Source organism: Pseudocitrobacter sp. 2023LY-00077, from assembly GCF_055796175.1.
In genome coordinates this window covers 29,146-44,147 of the sequence record NZ_JBSPEI010000020.1, presented here as the reverse complement: position 1 = coordinate 44,147, position 15,002 = coordinate 29,146, and the positions used below count along the sequence as shown (strand labels likewise).

Here is a 15,002-nt window from a genome sequence, read left to right as displayed (position 1 = left end):
CGGAGACGACCTATGGCTTATCAATCTCAAGACATCATCCGTCGTTCCGCGACTAACGGTTTCACCCCCGCGCCTCAGGCGCGGGACCACCAGCAGGAAGTGGCGAAGCTTATCGACGTGACCACCTGTATCGGCTGTAAAGCCTGTCAGGTGGCGTGTTCGGAGTGGAACGACATCCGTGATGAGATCGGCAGCAACGTCGGGGTGTACGACAACCCGGCGGATCTGACCGCCAAATCCTGGACGGTGATGCGTTTCTCGGAAGTGGAGCAAAACGACAAACTGGAATGGCTTATCCGCAAAGACGGCTGTATGCACTGTGCGGATCCGGGCTGCCTGAAGGCGTGCCCGGCGGAAGGGGCGATTATTCAGTATGCCAACGGCATCGTCGATTTCCAGTCTGAGCAGTGCATCGGCTGCGGCTACTGCATCGCGGGTTGCCCGTTCAACGTGCCGCGACTGAACCCGGAAGACAACCGCGTCTACAAATGTACGCTGTGCGTTGACCGCGTAAACGTCGGGCAGGAACCGGCCTGCGTGAAAACCTGCCCAACCGGCGCTATCCACTTTGGCTCTAAAGAGGATATGAAAGCGCTGGCGGGCGAGCGCGTCGCCGAGCTGAATACCCGTGGTTACGAAAACGCCGGGCTGTACGATCCAGCAGGCGTTGGCGGTACACACGTGATGTACGTGCTGCACCACGCCGACAAGCCGAATCTGTACCACGGCCTGCCGGAGAACCCGGAAATCAGCGCCACGGTGAAATTCTGGAAAGGTATCTGGAAACCACTGGCGGCGGTCGGTTTTGCCGCAACGTTTGCAGCGAGCATCTTCCACTACGTCGGTGTCGGCCCGAACCGTGCGGAAGAGGAAGAAGACAATCTGCATGAAGAGAAAGACGAGGTGCGCAAATGAAACGACGTGACACCATCGTGCGCTACACCGCGCCGGAACGTATCAACCACTGGGTTACCGCCTTCTGCTTCATCCTGGCGGCGGTGAGCGGGCTGGGGTTCTTTTTCCCCTCCTTCAACTGGCTGATGCAAATTATGGGGACACCGCAACTGGCGCGCATTCTGCACCCGTTTGTGGGCGTCATCATGTTTGCCTCGTTTATCATCATGTTTTTCCGTTACTGGCACCACAATCTAATCAATCGGGATGATATCTTTTGGGCGAAGAATATTCGTAAGATCGTCGTCAACGAGGAAGTGGGTGACACCGGGCGTTATAACTTCGGCCAGAAATGCGTATTCTGGGCGGCGATTATCTTCCTGGTCCTGCTGCTGGTAAGCGGTGTGATTATCTGGCGTCCGTACTTTGCGCCTGCTTTCTCAATCCCGGTGATCCGATTTGCGTTAATGCTGCATTCATTTGCCGCAGTAGCGTTAATTGTGGTTATCATGGTGCATATCTACGCCGCCCTTTGGGTGAAAGGCACCATTACCGCGATGGTGGAAGGATGGGTTACCAGTACGTGGGCGAAGAAACATCACCCGCGCTGGTACCGTGAAGTCCGCCAGAAACAGGAAAAGTCATCTGAATGAGTATTCGCATAATCCCGCAAGATGAGCTGGGTTCGAGCGAGAAACGCACGGCGGAGTACATTCCGCCGTTATTGTTCCCCAGACTCAAGAACCTCTACAACCGCCGCGCCGATCGTCTGCGCGAGCTGGCCGAGAACAATCCGCTGGGTGATTACCTGCGCTTCGCCGCGCTGATTGCCCACGCGCAGGAAGTGGTGCTGTACGACCATCCGTTACAGATGGACCTTACCGCGCGCATCAAAGAAGCGAACGACCAGGGCAAACCGCCGCTGGATATTCACGTTCTGCCGCGCGATAAGCACTGGCATACCCTGCTGCACTCGATGATTGCCGAGCTGAAACCAGAAATGACCGGGCCGGCGTTAGCGGTTATCGAGAATCTGGAAAAAGCGTCTGAGCAGGAACTGGAGCAGATGGCCAGCGCGCTGTTTGCGTCAGACTTTGCGTCAGTGAGCAGCGATAAAGCGCCGTTCATCTGGGCAGCCTTGTCGCTCTACTGGGCGCAAATGGCCAGCCTGATCCCTGGCAAAGCCCGCGCAGAATATGGCGAACAGCGCCAGTACTGCCCGGTGTGTGGCTCAATGCCAGTTTCCAGCATGGTGCAAATTGGTACGACGCAGGGCCTGCGTTATCTGCACTGCAACCTGTGTGAAACCGAGTGGCACGTGGTGCGCGTGAAATGCAGCAACTGCGAGCAGAGCCGCGATTTGCACTATTGGTCTCTTGATAACGAGCAGGCCGCTATCAAAGCGGAAAGCTGCGGCGACTGCGGCACTTACCTGAAGATTCTGTATCAGGAAAAAGACCCGAAAGTAGAAGCCGTTGCCGACGACCTCGCCTCACTGGTGCTGGATGCGCGTATGGAGCAAGAAGGGTTCGCCCGCAGCTCTATTAACCCGTTCCTGTTCCCGGGAGAAGGGGAGTAAGCTTTTGTATTATCGGGCGGCGCAAGTCGCCCGATTTAGAGCTCAGATGCCCCTCTTTTTTCTGCTTGCCATATCTTTCACTTCCTTAACGACTCAACGCCTGAATAACATGCTGTGGATCGTTAGCAATTGCACGCAGCAATGCTTTCGCAGGCCCGGTAGGTGAACGGCGACCTTGTTCCCAGTTACGCAAAGTATCCACACTGACGGATATCAGTTCAGCAAACTTAGATTGAGATAAACCAGATGCATGACGAATCTCTTTAATTTTAAGCGCATCAATGTGAAAAACCCTGGAAGGTTTACGCTCACCAGCAACAATCTCATTCATCTGAGCCATGCTTTGGGCTAACCGCTCGAACAGCGCTTTCTCCATCTACCACCTCGCATTTAACATTCGCAGCATCGCCTTTTCCTGGGCGGTAAGATCATCTTTAATTCCCTTTTTATAGATTAGAAGGAGTCGGATCTCACTCTCCGAAGCGCGATAGTAATAAATAACGCGCACGCCGCCCCGCTTTCCCGTTCCCTCTGCTACCCACCGAATTTTCCGCAAACCGCCCGTTTCTGGAATGACGTCTCCATTAAGAGGATTCAATGTGAGAAAAATCTGGAGACGACCGTATTCATCGTCATTCAGTAGCTTTTGAACATCTTCAGTAAAAAAATCCGTTTCGATGAAGATCATAATAATACGCCATTGGCTTAGAGTGACAACCATCTTATGTACGCCATTGACGTACATTATTCATTGAATTGCCTACCGCCCTAAAATCAGCAAAACCACATTCTCGCGCTCTCAATTTCCCTTCTGCGAGCCGCTTTCCAAAATTCATACTTATTGCCTTCCCCCTCTTCCTATCCGTCAAAAGCCAGCGTATAAAACTGTACATTCATACAGCAAAAAGGATTTCAACATGGTGCTGGAAAAAGGTATCGCTGAGCAGGTTGAAGCGTTTATTGCCGCAGGCCGCCCCTCTCCACGACAGCAGAGTATTGATGACCGGAGGGCGGGCTATCTCGCCAGTACGGTCCTGGCGGGTGAAACGGAGTCATTCGTCTCTATCCAGACTATTGAGCTGGAAGAGATGACGTTTCGCGTCTATTCACCACTACAAAGCCCGGCGCATCTTCCGACGGTTATCTACTACCACGGTGGCTGTTTTATCAGCGGCAGCTTTGCTACGCATGATAATCAGCTGCGTCAGCTGGCGGTGTATGGCGGGTGCCGGGTAATTGCGGTGCAGTATCGATTAGCGCCTGAACACACCTTTCCTGCCGCGCATGATGATGCCCAACGGGGAGCGGAACTGGTGTGGCAACATGCCGAGCTATTTGGCGTAGATAAAGATCACATTACTCTGGCTGGCGATAGTGCTGGCGGGCATCTGGCGCTGGTCACAGCGCTGAGGCTCAAAGCAGCCGGTTCCTGGCAACCCAAACAACTTATCCTGATTTACCCCATGGTGGATGCGACTGCTCATTTCGAAAGCTATGTCCGCAACGGAAAGGATTACATCATTACCCGCGACACGTTGCTGAGCGGATATGAAATCTATTTACCGGGCGTCGATCGACGCCATCCGGAGGCCAGCCCGCTGTGGCGAGATGATTTCAGCGGCCTGCCGTCCGTGCATATCATCACCGCAGAATTTGACCCGTTATGCGATGAAGGTAAGGCACTGTATCAGCGAATGACGGAACAAGGCGTGGCGTGTACTTGCCAGCAGTATCTTGGGGTGATTCATGGCTTCTTTCAGTTAGGTGGAATCAGCCTCGCGGCAAGAGATGCAGTGAGGGATGTGGCGTACCGGGTGGGGAGGTAATTCCGGATACAGACTTCAATCTGTTTTCAACTTGAAAACATCGTATTTCGCGTTACACTGTTTTCAGGTTGAAAACTTCGGTAGGGAAACTGAAGCATGCACGTTATCAGCCGAAAGCCTTTCAATGAAGCGATAGAGAATTTTCCGCATTGCGCTCAAGCGATAGCAGACTTATTAAGTGTGCTCGAAAAGAGAAGCTTCAATACACCGCTCGAAATGCGAGAGCAGCTCACTTCACTGGATAACTTTAAATACAGAAACAAATGGTGGGTCATCGATATCGCCGGTAATCATCTGAGGCTCATCGCCTACATCGATTTCAGGCTCCAGAAGCTTTTCGTAAAGCATATTGTCACCCATCTGGAATATGAAAGATTGAATCACTTCTATCGAGGTCATAAAGAATGAAGATGAGGCATACTCAGGTGCTGAATAATGGACATGCCGAGGAGTTAGTGAATGCCTTTATGCTGGCATTGCAGTCCATTCCCTTAATGGGAAAGACGAGTAATGAGAGAGAATACCTTAAGGCACTGGAACTCATTGAATTTCTTGTTGATCGAGACCAGATAGACAACCCTTTATTTGAGCTACTCTCGTCAAAAATCCATGAGTATGAACAGCATGCTCCTGAATTTTCACATCTCAATAATGTGCTGAACGATACGCCTACCGGCGTTGCGATGCTACGCACGCTGATGGATCAAAATGGGCTTAAACCCGCTGATTTAGCCAATGAGCTGGGTTCAAAATCCAATATCAGCAACATCCTCAATGGCCGCAGATCGCTAACCGTTCGACATATCAAAGCCCTTTCAGAACGTTTTAACCTCCCTGCCGAAACTTTTATCGATTGAGGCTACTCCTCCTCATTCCCCCCTTCCTCGTACGCGCCAAACGGCTTCGCGGGAAGCACAATGAAAGTCCCTTCAAATACGGCGCCAAGGTTGTCATCACCAGACAACTCAACCAGCAGCTGCACGCGCGCTTTGCGCCCTCGCGCTAACCGGTCCAGATCGCCGCTCAGTGAGCCGAGATCGGCCACCGCCTGCGGCTTGCCGCTGATGGGATGACTGTAACGAATATGCGCATCGGCAAGGATGATAGTGCCACCCAGGTGGCGTTCGCGCAGCATCAGCCAGATGAGCCCCCAACCGGTGAGCGTCGCCAGGGAAAACAGGCTGCCGGCAAACAGCGTATGGTGCGGATTTTGATTGCCCGTTTCAGGCATGGTGGTGATAAATTTCTGCCCGGTATACTGCTGAATGCGTACGCCCATTTTTTCACTGAGCGGGATATGCTCATACCAGGCCTGCTGAAGCTGCCCGCACCAGTCGCCGCGATGCAGAATGTCATCCAGCGAGGCTACCGGTTTGATCATCAGAAAATGGCGAATGGGCGTGGTGGTGGGCGTGGTGATTTCACCCTGATTTACGAATCCGAGCTTGGCAAAAAACTCGACCGCATCTTCGCGCGCGCTACAGGTTACGCGCTTCACGCCTTCCTGACGCGCGACGGACTCCAGCGTCATCGCCATCAGCGTACCAAGGCCTTTATCCTGCACGGACGGATGCACCGCCATAAAACGAATCGAGGCTTCAAAATCGGCGTTGATGTAGAGCCGCCCAATCGCGACCAGATTGCCCTCTTCATCAACCACCATTTGATGGTGTGCCATCGCATCCCAGGCATCACGCTCAGAGCCTTTCGGCTGATGAAGGGGTTTACGCAGCATTTCCCAACGAAACTGGTAGTAGCGGTCTAACTCTTCTTCCGTTTGCGGCACTCGAAGGTGATACATAGCAGCACTCTCTTTTGTCGCCCGTAACCTCACTGGAAGTTGGTTCATACCTGCAACCAGAACGTAACGGGGCCATCATTGACCAGCGAAACCTGCATATCGGCAGCGAATCGCCCGGTGTGGGTGTTCATCTCTTGCTGGCGACAACGTTCAACAAAATAGTCATACAGCGCTTCTGCTCTCTGCGGCTCTGCGCCTTTAGAGAAACTCGGACGCATGCCGCGCTCGGTATCCGCCGCCAGCGTAAACTGCGACACCACCAGCACGCTCCCCCCCGCCTGCTGCACGTTGAGATTCATCTTGCCTTCCGCATCACTGAATATGCGATAACCCAGCACGCGCTCGCACAGGCGGTTGGCTTTTTGTTCGTCGTCATCCTTTTCGACACCTAATAACACCAGAAGTCCCGGCCCAATTTCGCCCGTCACTTCATCCGCCACGGTGACGCTGGCCCGGGTTACGCGTTGAATCAATGCAATCATGGTTGTTCTGCTTCTTGTTGTTCTGTTTTAAGTTTTCGGTATTCCCCGAGAGTGACAGTTATTTCTGCCCCAAGCAAGACGATACACCAGGTCCAGTAGACCCAGACAAACAGGATAGGCACGACGGCGAGCACACCGTAAATCAACTGATAGGACGGGAACGCTGTGATATATAACGCAAAAGCTTTCTTACCAAGCTCGTAAAGCAATGCCGCCACCAGCGCGCCGATAATCGCATCGCGGTTCGGCACACGCGTCGTCGGCACCACGCTATAGAGCAGCCAGAACGAGATCCACGACAGCAGCAGCGGGAAGATGCGTAGTGCGTTATCCACCGCGCTATTAAACTCACTCGCCCAACGCAGCGATAGCAGGTATGAGCTAATCGCCAGGCTGGCACCCGCCAGCAACGGCCCAAGCGTAAGGATCATCCAGTAAATCGCAAACGAGTAGACTTTTGGCCGAACGCGCTTGCTGCGCCAGATGGTATTCAGCGCGCTATCGATGGAGTACATCAACAGCAGCGCCGTGACGATAAGCCCGCAGGCGCCAACTGCCGTCATACGGTTGGAATTGGCGACAAACTGCTCAATGTAGCGCTGAATAACGTCACCGGTCGCCGGAATAAAGTTGGCGAAGATAAAGTGGCGAATCTGAACGCTGACCTCAGAAAACATCGGAAAAGCGGCGAACAGCGCAAAAACCACGGCCACCAGCGGTACCAGCGAGAGCAACGACACGTAGGCCAGATTCCCGGCCAGCGTCGTCATATTATCTTCATCGATGCGCCACCAGAGGAGCTTTCCCCACGCCACCAGTGGCCGGGTATGATGAATCGTTTTTTGATGAACGGTTTTTAACATAACTGCTTCGTAAAGTAGCGAGGTATCGTCTCCTTCCCCGTTACCAGGATAGAGGTGATCCCCAATTGATTGGCTCCCTCTATATTATCGGCATTATCATCAAAAAAGACCGTATCGGCGGCAGAAAAACCTTCTGCTTCAAGCACACGCTGGTAGATACGCGCTTCCGGTTTACGCATCCCCATCTCTTGCGACAGATAAACATGGTCCGCCGCGGCGTGAATTTCCGGGTATTCATCCGGCCAAAAGGTGGTGTGCAGGCGGTTGGTATTAGAGAGCACCACCACACGATGACCCTGCTCGCGCAGTTTATGCATGATCTCAATCACCTCCGGGCGCAGCGAAACAAATATCGCCTGCCAGCCGTGAGAGAACTGCTCATAGCTCAGCGGTAAATCCATCTCATGACAAATCGCCTGCGCAAAAGCTTCGTCAGTAATTTCACCGCGCTCATGCTGATGGAAGGCTTCGCCCATGGTGAAACTCTGCTTGAGCGTGGCCAGCGGCACACGGGTAAGATCGCTCCACGTCCCGAACACACGGTTGAAGTCGATATCGACAATCACATTACCTAAATCAAAGATATAGAGCATTTTCGCCTCCTTTCTCGCCGTGGAAAATTAACTGTAGCGGGAAAGGCGGGGTTTGACTATGGAGAGAGGTGAGAAATGTGTTACACGCCCCCTTCTGTATATACAGAAAAAACAAAAATAAATAATACATTGATTTTGGTGAATTTTATTTTTTGCCTCACATCAAAGATGTATATACAATTTTGATAGTGCCTCATGTTGTTACCAGGGAGGTAGCCTGCACTTATGGAACTGCGTATTCATGATTCAATAGTGGCAAAAATCGGACAAAAGCACGATCTCTCCAGCAAAGAAATTGAGGAGTGTTTTCTTAACCGTGACGGCAACTATCTCTACGACAGGCGCGAGGATCATCAAACTATACCGCCAACGCTGTGGTTTATCGCTGAAACAAACAAAGGACGAAAGGTAAAAGTCTGTTTTATCTCAGATCCAGATGGCCCCATACTTAAAACAGCGTATGAACCAAATATCAAAGAGATAGAAATCTACCAACGATATGGTTACTGATAGCAATGACAACAGAACACAGGTGGTTTCAGTCACCAGGCTGTAAAGACATTTAAGGAGATCACCATGAAAGAGAAACGCACAATTATCCAGGCCGATGCCGAAAAATGGGACAACCGCGAATTGGGTGCCTCCCAGGAGCATGTGGGCATTGTATCGGATAAAACCGCAGCGGAAATCGACGACCAACTGGGACTACAGGCAATATCCATCCGCCTGCCAAAAGCACTCATCCGCGATCTCAAAGATATCGCCACTCGATATGAAGTAGGCTACCAGCCTATGGTTCGCGATTTGCTAAGCAGATTTGTTCAGGCAGAACAGAAAAAATATCTTTTAGATGAACTCAGTAAAATCGAGAAAGCAGAAGAAAACGTGGAAAACACCGAGCCAGTCTCTGAGTTTTTGAAAGGTATCAGGAAAAAAGCATAAAAGCGGTCGGCAGAAGGCTACACATCCTTACTGTCGACCCTGTCTCTTAAACTCATTTATTTGGCCGATACCCCCTCTTCGGGAGACAAAATAATCTCTACCTGGTTTTCCTGTAATTTAGTTTTCAGTGTTCCCGGGGGGATTTCATCAGAAAACAATGCCGTTACCTGAGCAACGTTACCAATTTCTACAGCGGCGGAGGCATGATATTTCGTATGATCGGCAGCCAGAAGAATACTTCTGGAATGCGCCATCATCGTTTTCACCACACTGGCCTCATTGACATCAAACTCCAACAACGTGCCATCCCTTTCAATAGCACCAACACTCGTAATGAGATAATCAGCGCGAAAATTAGCGACAAAAGACGCAGCCGAGGGTCCGATGATACCGCTGTTATGCGAACGCAGCGTTCCGCCTGGTACCATCACTTCAAAACGCGGGTTGTGATAAAGAATATGCGCTACGCGCAAACTATTGGTGATAATTCGCAGATGATTATGATTGAGCAGTGCCCGGGCGATGTGCTCAACCGTGGTACCAATGGTGATAAAAATCGTCGAGCCATCAGGAATATAATCTGCCACCGCCTCAGCGATGGCTTTTTTTTCCTCTGTTTGCGATACCTCACGCTGTTCAAAGGCCGTGTTGACAACGCTGGAGGCTCTTCCTGCGCCACCATGATGACGCGTAATCAGCCCCTGATCGCTCAGTTTACGAATGTCACGGCGAACCGTCTGCGTAGAGACATCCAGCAAATTAGCCAGCTCATCGATATTCATATACCCACGTTCAGCAATCAGCATAAGAAGTTGGTCGTGCCGCGGGTTACCGGTTAATTCGGTCAGACTCATGAAAATTCCTCGAAAAACCATCACCCGCGCATTTTATACAAAAAGTGACAAAAAAGACCGTGTTTGATCACAGTCGGGGATTCCTGCCCGCCCTCCGGGACGCGTGCATTTTAGCGCCGCAACACCGCTGGCAAAGCGGACCGACGTCGCTATATCCCCACCGGTTGCCAGTGCCACCGCCAGTGCGCCGTGAAAAACATCGCCCGCACCGGTGGTATCTACCACATCAACTGTGAATGCCGGCTGATATTGGCTCCCTCCGTTTTCCAGCCAGTTGCAGCCGGCACTACCCTGAGTAACATAAACATGACCATTTGTGAGCGTTTGCGCCTGTTTTAACGCACTGGCCATCTCTTTCATGCCCGTTAAGCGTGCCAGTCCCGGTTCTGAAAAAGCCGCGTGATCGCTTAAAGCCACTAATTCGCCGATATCCTGCGGCGTAATATCACCATCCAGCACAGTCATCACGCCCGCCTGCCGCGCCAGGGTAAAGGCTTTTTTCGCCCCGTCGTGCCAACGAACATCAGCTAACACCACATCCCATTGAGAGAAATCAATTTCTTCCAACCACTCTGCGCCAGGCAGCAGGTCCGGGCTGGGATAGTTAATGATTATCCGCTCACCTTTGGCATCTACCATGATCGCAGATTGCGAAGATTTCGCCTGGTGATACCGCTTGGTATAGCGAGTGTTTACGCCCCAGGATTCCAGCTCTGCCAACAAGCTGCTGCCCGTATCGTCATCACCCACGCGACCAATAAAATCGACCTGCGCCCCCAGCCTTGCCGCCGCAACCGCTGCCGTCGCCGCTGGCCCACCACCAACTTCCGTGTAATTTCTCGCCACGTATTTACCGCTCTCCGTCGGTAACCCTTCCACGTAATAGATACGATCCATCACGGTAATACCTACACAAGCAACACGAATCATGGTCATTCCTTAAGCATTTTGGGATGCGTTCATTTTAATTTCACCAATTGTTTAAAAAGTGACGGCTGTCAATTTTTTGACCATAAATTACAAATACGATCAAAAACAGACAATCATGATGTGTCATAAATGACAAAAAATGACACCTCAGTATTCAGGAGAAAGGTATGGCAGCAATCGCGTTTATCGGCTTAGGACAAATGGGTTCGCCAATGGCGAGCAATTTAATACAGCAAGGGCACCAACTTCGCGTGTTCGATGTGAACGCAGAAGCCGTGCAGCATTTGGTAGACAAAGGGGCGACATCCGCAGCCAACCCGGCGCAGGCCGCTAAAGATGCCGAATTTATCATCACCATGTTGCCGAATGGTGATCTTGTACGCAGCGTGTTATTCGGTGAAAACGGCGTTTGCGAAAACTTATCTTCCGATGCGCTGGTCATTGATATGTCGACCATCCACCCGCTGCAAACCGATAAATTGATTGCTGATATGCAGGCCTCTGGTTTCAGCATGATGGATGTGCCAGTAGGCCGTACTTCCGCAAATGCCATTACCGGCACCCTGCTGCTGCTGGCTGGCGGTACCGCTGAACAAGTTGAACGCGCCACGCCGGTCCTGCTGGCAATGGGGAGCGAACTGGTTAACGCGGGCGGTCCGGGGATGGGTATCCGCGTCAAACTGATCAACAACTATATGAGCATCGCGCTCAATGCCCTGTCAGCCGAAGCTGCCGTTTTGTGCGAAGCCCTGAATCTTCCCTTCGATATTGCCGTCAAGGTTATGAGTGGCACTGCCGCTGGTAAAGGCCACTTCACCACCAGCTGGCCAAATAAAGTTCTCAGCGGGGATCTTTCGCCCGCGTTCATGATCGATCTCGCCCATAAGGATCTCGGTATCGCCCTTGATGTTGCCAACCAGTTGCATGTGCCGATGCCGCTGGGCGCCGCTTCACGGGAGATTTATAGCCAGGCGCGCGCGGCAGGTCGAGGCCGTCAGGACTGGTCTGCCATTCTGGAGCAGGTTCGTGTCAGCGCCGGATTGACCGCCAACGTAAAAATGTAACGACTGGATAAAGGAATAAATAAATGAATAAGTACACCATCAATGACATTACGCGCGCATCGGGCGGTTTTGCCATGCTGGCGGTCGATCAGCGTGAAGCCATGCGCATGATGTTTGCCTCAGCGGGCGCGACATCTCCGGTGGCCGACAGCGTTTTAACTGATTTCAAAGTTAACGCCGCGAAGACCCTTTCACCTTACGCCTCCGCGATCCTGGTGGATCAACAATTCTGCTACCGCCAGGTGGTTGAACAAAACGCAATAGCCAAAAGTTGCGCCATGATTGTCGCCGCCGATGAGTTCATTCCTGGCAACGGTATTCCGGTAGATAGCGTGGTCATTGACCGCAAAATCAACCCGCTACAAATTAAACAAGACGGTGGCAAAGCCTTAAAACTGCTGGTGCTGTGGCGTAGTGATGAAGATGCGCAGCAACGCCTGGATATGGTGAAAGAGTTCAACGAACTGTGCCACTCACACGGTCTGGTAAGCATCATTGAGCCAGTCGTCCGCCCACCGCGTCGTGGCGATAAATTCGATCGCGAACAAGCGATCATCGATGCCGCCAAAGAGCTGGGCGACAGTGGCGCTGACCTCTACAAAGTTGAAATGCCGCTTTACGGCAAAGGTCCGCAACAAGAGCTTCTCAGTGCTTCACAACGTCTGAATGACCATATCAATATGCCGTGGGTGATCCTCTCTTCCGGTGTCGACGAAAAACTGTTCCCGCGTGCCGTGCGCGTGGCAATGACTGCGGGCGCATCGGGCTTCCTGGCAGGTCGTGCTGTCTGGGCATCGGTCGTCGGTTTACCAGACAACGAGCTGATGCTGCGTGACGTTTGCGCACCAAAATTACAACAACTTGGCGATATCGTCGACGAAATGATGGCTAAGCGCCGTTAAGATGAGGATACAGAAATGAAATGGTTTAACACATTAAGTCACAACCGTTGGCTGGAACAGGAAACCGATCGCATCTTTGATTTTGGTAAAAATGCCGTAGTGCCGACTGGCTTTGGCTGGTTAGGCAATAAAGGGCAAATCAAGGAAGAGATGGGTACCCATCTGTGGATCACCGCCCGTATGTTGCACGTTTATTCCGTAGCTGCGGCGATGGGCCGTCCTGGCGCTTACTCGCTGGTTGATCACGGCATCAAAGCAATGAACGGCGCATTGCGCGATAAAAAATATGGCGGCTGGTATGCCTGCGTGAATGACGAGGGCGTGGTAGATGCCTCCAAACAAGGTTATCAACACTTCTTTGCCCTGCTGGGTGCCGCCAGCGCCGTCACAACAGGTCACCCGGAAGCCCGTAAACTGCTCGATTACACCATCGAAATCATCGAGAAATATTTCTGGAGCGAAGAAGAGCAGATGTGCCTTGAGTCCTGGGACGAAGCCTTCAGCAAAACCGAAGAGTACCGCGGCGGCAATGCCAATATGCACGCGGTGGAAGCCTTCCTGATTGTGTATGACGTCACCCACGACAAAAAATGGCTGGATCGCGCAATTCGGGTGGCTTCCGTCATTATCCACGACGTCGCCAGAAATAATCATTACCGCGTTAACGAGCACTTCGATACCCAGTGGAATCCGCTGCCGGATTACAACAAAGATAACCCTGCCCACCGCTTCCGCGCCTTCGGCGGTACTCCTGGCCACTGGATTGAATGGGGCCGCTTGATGCTGCACATCCACGCAGCACTGGAAGCCCGTTGTGAACAGCCACCAGCCTGGCTGCTAGAGGATGCCAAAGGTCTGTTCAATTCCACCGTGCGCGATGCCTGGGCACCAGACGGCGCAGATGGGATTGTCTATACCGTTGACTGGGAAGGTAAACCGGTTGTCCGCGAACGTGTACGTTGGCCTATCGTCGAAGCGATGGGTACGGCTTACGCGCTCTATACCGTCACCGGCGATCGCCAGTATGAAACCTGGTATCAAACATGGTGGGACTACTGCATCAAGTACCTGATGGACTACGAAAATGGTTCATGGTGGCAGGAGCTGGACGCGGACAATAAGGTCACTACCAAAGTCTGGGACGGTAAGCAGGATATTTACCATCTACTGCATTGCCTGGTGATCCCGCGTATCCCGTTAGCCCCTGGTCTGGCACCGGCTGTTGCCGCGGGCCTGCTGGACGTTAACGCGAAATAACTGACGGATAAAACGACATATCAGACTGCACGCCGGATATGTCGTTATCCAATATAGGTACCTCGTATGCAAATCACCAAAATGCATTGCAGTGGACAAACCGTTTCACTTACCGCGGGGGATTATCACGCCACCATCGTGACCGTCGGTGCAGGTTTGGCAGAATTAACCTTTCAGGGCTGCCATTTAGTTATTCCACATAAACCCGAAGAGATGCCGCTGGCACATCTGGGTAAAGTTCTTATTCCGTGGCCTAACCGAATTGCAAACGGCTGTTATCAGCATCAAGGACGTGAGTATCAGTTACCGATCAATGAACACACTTCACAAGCTGCAATACATGGCCTGCTTGCCTGGCGTGACTGGCAAGTCAGTAAACAGACTCCCACCAGCGTCACACTGACGGCTTTTCTGCCGCCCAGTTACGGCTATCCGTTTATGCTGGCTTCGCAAGTCGTTTATTCGCTTAATGCACAAAACGGCCTTGTCGTTGAAATCACCAGCCAGAATACAGGAAGCCAGTCAGCTCCTTATGGTGCGGGTGTCCATCCCTATTTAACCTGCAATTTAATGCCCGTCGATGAATGTGTGTTACAGCTTCCGGTAAACCAGGCTTATGCTGTCGATGAGTATGGCAATCCGACAACATTGCATGACGTTGATGAACTGGATTTAAATTTCATGCAGGCGAAAAAAATCGCGGACACGCGAATCGACCATACGTTTAAAACCGTTAATAACCCGTGGGAAATGTCTATCACCCACCCGCATCAGGCACTTTCAGTCAAGCTGCGTTCCGATCAACCCTGGGTGCAAGTATATAGCGGTGAAAAATTACAGCGTCAGGGATTAGCGGTAGAACCAATGAGTTGCCCACCCAATGCTTTTAATTCCGGCATCAACTTATTATTACTAGAACCAGGAAAAACGCACTGCCTGTTTTATAATATTCTTGGGCTGCGCCATTAATTTCACAGGAATATATCGTTGTCAGGTTGTATAAACACAACAGGAA

20 protein-coding genes are annotated in these 15,002 nt (G+C 51.8%); 12 read left to right on the top strand and 8 right to left on the bottom strand.

Translation table 11 applies throughout. From position 1 onward, the window contains the following. Positions 1–12 precede the first annotated feature (12 nt). From fdxH to fdhE, 3 genes are read left to right on the top strand one after another with little or no spacing between them, the layout of a single operon-like run. Positions 13–915: a formate dehydrogenase subunit beta gene (gene fdxH / locus ACWWFX_RS21185; RefSeq protein ID WP_149464253.1), complete on the top strand. Its 903-nt coding sequence runs from the start codon at positions 13–15 to the stop codon at positions 913–915. Then, on the top strand, positions 912–1,547 hold the full coding sequence (fdoI, locus tag ACWWFX_RS21180) for a formate dehydrogenase cytochrome b556 subunit (RefSeq protein WP_149464254.1): 636 nt from the start codon (positions 912–914) through the stop codon (positions 1,545–1,547). The genes fdxH and fdoI overlap by 4 nt, the downstream gene beginning before the upstream one ends. After that, positions 1,544–2,473 carry a formate dehydrogenase accessory protein FdhE gene (gene fdhE, locus ACWWFX_RS21175; protein WP_149464255.1) on the top strand — a complete coding sequence of 310 codons (930 nt, stop codon included), beginning with the start codon at positions 1,544–1,546 and terminating at the stop codon, positions 2,471–2,473. Before fdoI ends, fdhE begins: the two co-directional genes overlap by 4 nt. A gap of 85 nt (positions 2,474–2,558) precedes the next feature. On the opposite strand, the gene nadS is transcribed toward fdhE, so the two are convergent. Then, positions 2,559–2,849 (bottom strand): NadS family protein, encoded by a 291-nt coding sequence (nadS, locus tag ACWWFX_RS21170; RefSeq protein WP_473224719.1) that lies wholly within the window; start codon positions 2,847–2,849, stop codon positions 2,559–2,561. Beyond that, positions 2,850–3,161 carry a type II toxin-antitoxin system RelE/ParE family toxin gene (locus ACWWFX_RS21165; protein ID WP_276219278.1) on the bottom strand — a complete coding sequence of 104 codons (312 nt, stop codon included), beginning with the start codon at positions 3,159–3,161 and terminating at the stop codon, positions 2,850–2,852. A gap of 229 nt (positions 3,162–3,390) precedes the next feature. Between ACWWFX_RS21165 and ACWWFX_RS21160 the strand changes: the two genes are divergently transcribed. The 3 genes from ACWWFX_RS21160 (at position 3,391) to ACWWFX_RS21150 (ending at position 5,156) form a co-directional block, all read left to right on the top strand. Continuing rightward, positions 3,391–4,299: an alpha/beta hydrolase gene (locus ACWWFX_RS21160; RefSeq protein ID WP_473224718.1), complete on the top strand. Its 909-nt coding sequence runs from the start codon at positions 3,391–3,393 to the stop codon at positions 4,297–4,299. Between the two features lie 96 nt (positions 4,300–4,395). Then, a complete protein-coding gene (locus tag ACWWFX_RS21155) occupies positions 4,396–4,707 on the top strand; it encodes a type II toxin-antitoxin system HigB family toxin (RefSeq protein WP_276219282.1) in 312 nt (103 codons plus the stop codon). 59 nt (positions 4,708–4,766) lie between these two features. Further along, on the top strand, positions 4,767–5,156 hold the full coding sequence (locus ACWWFX_RS21150) for a helix-turn-helix domain-containing protein (protein WP_473224732.1): 390 nt from the start codon (positions 4,767–4,769) through the stop codon (positions 5,154–5,156). A 2-nt stretch (positions 5,157–5,158) separates the two neighbouring features. Here ACWWFX_RS21150 and fabY read toward each other — a convergent pair whose 3' ends face one another. Genes fabY through yihX form a run of 4 tightly spaced genes read right to left on the bottom strand, consistent with a single transcriptional unit; the run spans position 5,159 to position 8,038 of the window. After that, positions 5,159–6,100 (bottom strand): fatty acid biosynthesis protein FabY, encoded by a 942-nt coding sequence (gene fabY / locus ACWWFX_RS21145; protein ID WP_231825848.1) that lies wholly within the window; start codon positions 6,098–6,100, stop codon positions 5,159–5,161. Positions 6,101–6,144: 44 nt separating this feature from the next. After that, positions 6,145–6,582: a D-aminoacyl-tRNA deacylase gene (gene dtd / locus ACWWFX_RS21140; RefSeq protein WP_149464261.1), complete on the bottom strand. Its 438-nt coding sequence runs from the start codon at positions 6,580–6,582 to the stop codon at positions 6,145–6,147. Next, the gene (locus ACWWFX_RS21135; protein ID WP_473224717.1) at positions 6,579–7,445 is read right to left on the bottom strand and encodes a virulence factor BrkB family protein; all 867 of its coding nucleotides are present in this window, start codon (positions 7,443–7,445) and stop codon (positions 6,579–6,581) included. Before ACWWFX_RS21135 ends, dtd begins: the two co-directional genes overlap by 4 nt. After that, a complete protein-coding gene (gene yihX / locus ACWWFX_RS21130; protein WP_276219286.1) occupies positions 7,439–8,038 on the bottom strand; it encodes a glucose-1-phosphatase in 600 nt (199 codons plus the stop codon). Before yihX ends, ACWWFX_RS21135 begins: the two co-directional genes overlap by 7 nt. A 225-nt stretch (positions 8,039–8,263) precedes the next feature. Between yihX and ACWWFX_RS21125 the strand changes: the two genes are divergently transcribed. Then, a complete protein-coding gene (locus ACWWFX_RS21125) occupies positions 8,264–8,548 on the top strand; it encodes a hypothetical protein (protein ID WP_473224716.1) in 285 nt (94 codons plus the stop codon). 66 nt (positions 8,549–8,614) lie between these two features. Next, positions 8,615–8,980 (top strand): hypothetical protein, encoded by a 366-nt coding sequence (locus ACWWFX_RS21120; RefSeq protein ID WP_473224715.1) that lies wholly within the window; start codon positions 8,615–8,617, stop codon positions 8,978–8,980. 56 nt (positions 8,981–9,036) lie between these two features. On the opposite strand, the gene ACWWFX_RS21115 is transcribed toward ACWWFX_RS21120, so the two are convergent. Together ACWWFX_RS21115 and yihV are read right to left on the bottom strand one after the other, a co-directional pair. Then, positions 9,037–9,834 (bottom strand): DeoR/GlpR family DNA-binding transcription regulator, encoded by a 798-nt coding sequence (locus tag ACWWFX_RS21115; protein WP_473224714.1) that lies wholly within the window; start codon positions 9,832–9,834, stop codon positions 9,037–9,039. Between the two features lie 33 nt (positions 9,835–9,867). Next, positions 9,868–10,764 (bottom strand): sulfofructose kinase, encoded by an 897-nt coding sequence (gene yihV / locus ACWWFX_RS21110; protein ID WP_473224713.1) that lies wholly within the window; start codon positions 10,762–10,764, stop codon positions 9,868–9,870. Between the two features lie 167 nt (positions 10,765–10,931). On the opposite strand from yihV, the gene yihU reads away from it, so the two are divergent. The 4 genes from yihU to ACWWFX_RS21090 all read left to right on the top strand — a co-directional run bounded on the left by yihU (position 10,932) and on the right by ACWWFX_RS21090 (position 14,956). Further along, positions 10,932–11,828, top strand: a complete 897-nt coding sequence (yihU, locus tag ACWWFX_RS21105) for a sulfolactaldehyde 3-reductase (protein WP_473224712.1) — start codon at positions 10,932–10,934, stop codon at positions 11,826–11,828. A gap of 23 nt (positions 11,829–11,851) precedes the next feature. Then, the gene (yihT, locus tag ACWWFX_RS21100; protein WP_473224711.1) at positions 11,852–12,730 is read left to right on the top strand and encodes a sulfofructosephosphate aldolase; all 879 of its coding nucleotides are present in this window, start codon (positions 11,852–11,854) and stop codon (positions 12,728–12,730) included. Positions 12,731–12,745: 15 nt separating this feature from the next. Next, complete coding sequence (gene yihS, locus ACWWFX_RS21095; protein WP_473224710.1) at positions 12,746–13,987, top strand: sulfoquinovose isomerase; 1,242 nt, start codon at positions 12,746–12,748, stop codon at positions 13,985–13,987. Between the two features lie 66 nt (positions 13,988–14,053). Next, positions 14,054–14,956 carry an aldose-1-epimerase gene (locus ACWWFX_RS21090; RefSeq protein ID WP_473224709.1) on the top strand — a complete coding sequence of 301 codons (903 nt, stop codon included), beginning with the start codon at positions 14,054–14,056 and terminating at the stop codon, positions 14,954–14,956. Positions 14,957–15,002: the final 46 nt, after the last annotated feature.

What these genes read in the sequence shown, in the direction of transcription:
- ACWWFX_RS21115 (WP_473224714.1), bottom strand. Translation starts at nt 9,834, where the DNA reads ATGAGTCTGACCGAATTAACCGGTAACCCGCGGCACGACCAACTTCTT.
- ACWWFX_RS21135 (WP_473224717.1), bottom strand. Translation starts at nt 7,445, where the DNA reads ATGTTAAAAACCGTTCATCAAAAAACGATTCATCATACCCGGCCACTG.
- ACWWFX_RS21120 (WP_473224715.1), top strand. Translation starts at nt 8,615, where the DNA reads ATGAAAGAGAAACGCACAATTATCCAGGCCGATGCCGAAAAATGGGAC.
- ACWWFX_RS21150 (WP_473224732.1), top strand. Translation starts at nt 4,767, where the DNA reads ATGCTGGCATTGCAGTCCATTCCCTTAATGGGAAAGACGAGTAATGAG.
- ACWWFX_RS21090 (WP_473224709.1), top strand. Translation starts at nt 14,054, where the DNA reads ATGCAAATCACCAAAATGCATTGCAGTGGACAAACCGTTTCACTTACC.
- ACWWFX_RS21160 (WP_473224718.1), top strand. Translation starts at nt 3,391, where the DNA reads ATGGTGCTGGAAAAAGGTATCGCTGAGCAGGTTGAAGCGTTTATTGCC.
- fabY (WP_231825848.1), bottom strand. Translation starts at nt 6,100, where the DNA reads ATGTATCACCTTCGAGTGCCGCAAACGGAAGAAGAGTTAGACCGCTAC.
- yihT (WP_473224711.1), top strand. Translation starts at nt 11,852, where the DNA reads ATGAATAAGTACACCATCAATGACATTACGCGCGCATCGGGCGGTTTT.
- yihU (WP_473224712.1), top strand. Translation starts at nt 10,932, where the DNA reads ATGGCAGCAATCGCGTTTATCGGCTTAGGACAAATGGGTTCGCCAATG.
- fdhE (WP_149464255.1), top strand. Translation starts at nt 1,544, where the DNA reads ATGAGTATTCGCATAATCCCGCAAGATGAGCTGGGTTCGAGCGAGAAA.
- ACWWFX_RS21155 (WP_276219282.1), top strand. Translation starts at nt 4,396, where the DNA reads ATGCACGTTATCAGCCGAAAGCCTTTCAATGAAGCGATAGAGAATTTT.
- fdxH (WP_149464253.1), top strand. Translation starts at nt 13, where the DNA reads ATGGCTTATCAATCTCAAGACATCATCCGTCGTTCCGCGACTAACGGT.
- ACWWFX_RS21125 (WP_473224716.1), top strand. Translation starts at nt 8,264, where the DNA reads ATGGAACTGCGTATTCATGATTCAATAGTGGCAAAAATCGGACAAAAG.
- yihV (WP_473224713.1), bottom strand. Translation starts at nt 10,764, where the DNA reads ATGATTCGTGTTGCTTGTGTAGGTATTACCGTGATGGATCGTATCTAT.
- ACWWFX_RS21165 (WP_276219278.1), bottom strand. Translation starts at nt 3,161, where the DNA reads ATGATCTTCATCGAAACGGATTTTTTTACTGAAGATGTTCAAAAGCTA.
- dtd (WP_149464261.1), bottom strand. Translation starts at nt 6,582, where the DNA reads ATGATTGCATTGATTCAACGCGTAACCCGGGCCAGCGTCACCGTGGCG.
- yihX (WP_276219286.1), bottom strand. Translation starts at nt 8,038, where the DNA reads ATGCTCTATATCTTTGATTTAGGTAATGTGATTGTCGATATCGACTTC.
- nadS (WP_473224719.1), bottom strand. Translation starts at nt 2,849, where the DNA reads ATGGAGAAAGCGCTGTTCGAGCGGTTAGCCCAAAGCATGGCTCAGATG.
- fdoI (WP_149464254.1), top strand. Translation starts at nt 912, where the DNA reads ATGAAACGACGTGACACCATCGTGCGCTACACCGCGCCGGAACGTATC.
- yihS (WP_473224710.1), top strand. Translation starts at nt 12,746, where the DNA reads ATGAAATGGTTTAACACATTAAGTCACAACCGTTGGCTGGAACAGGAA.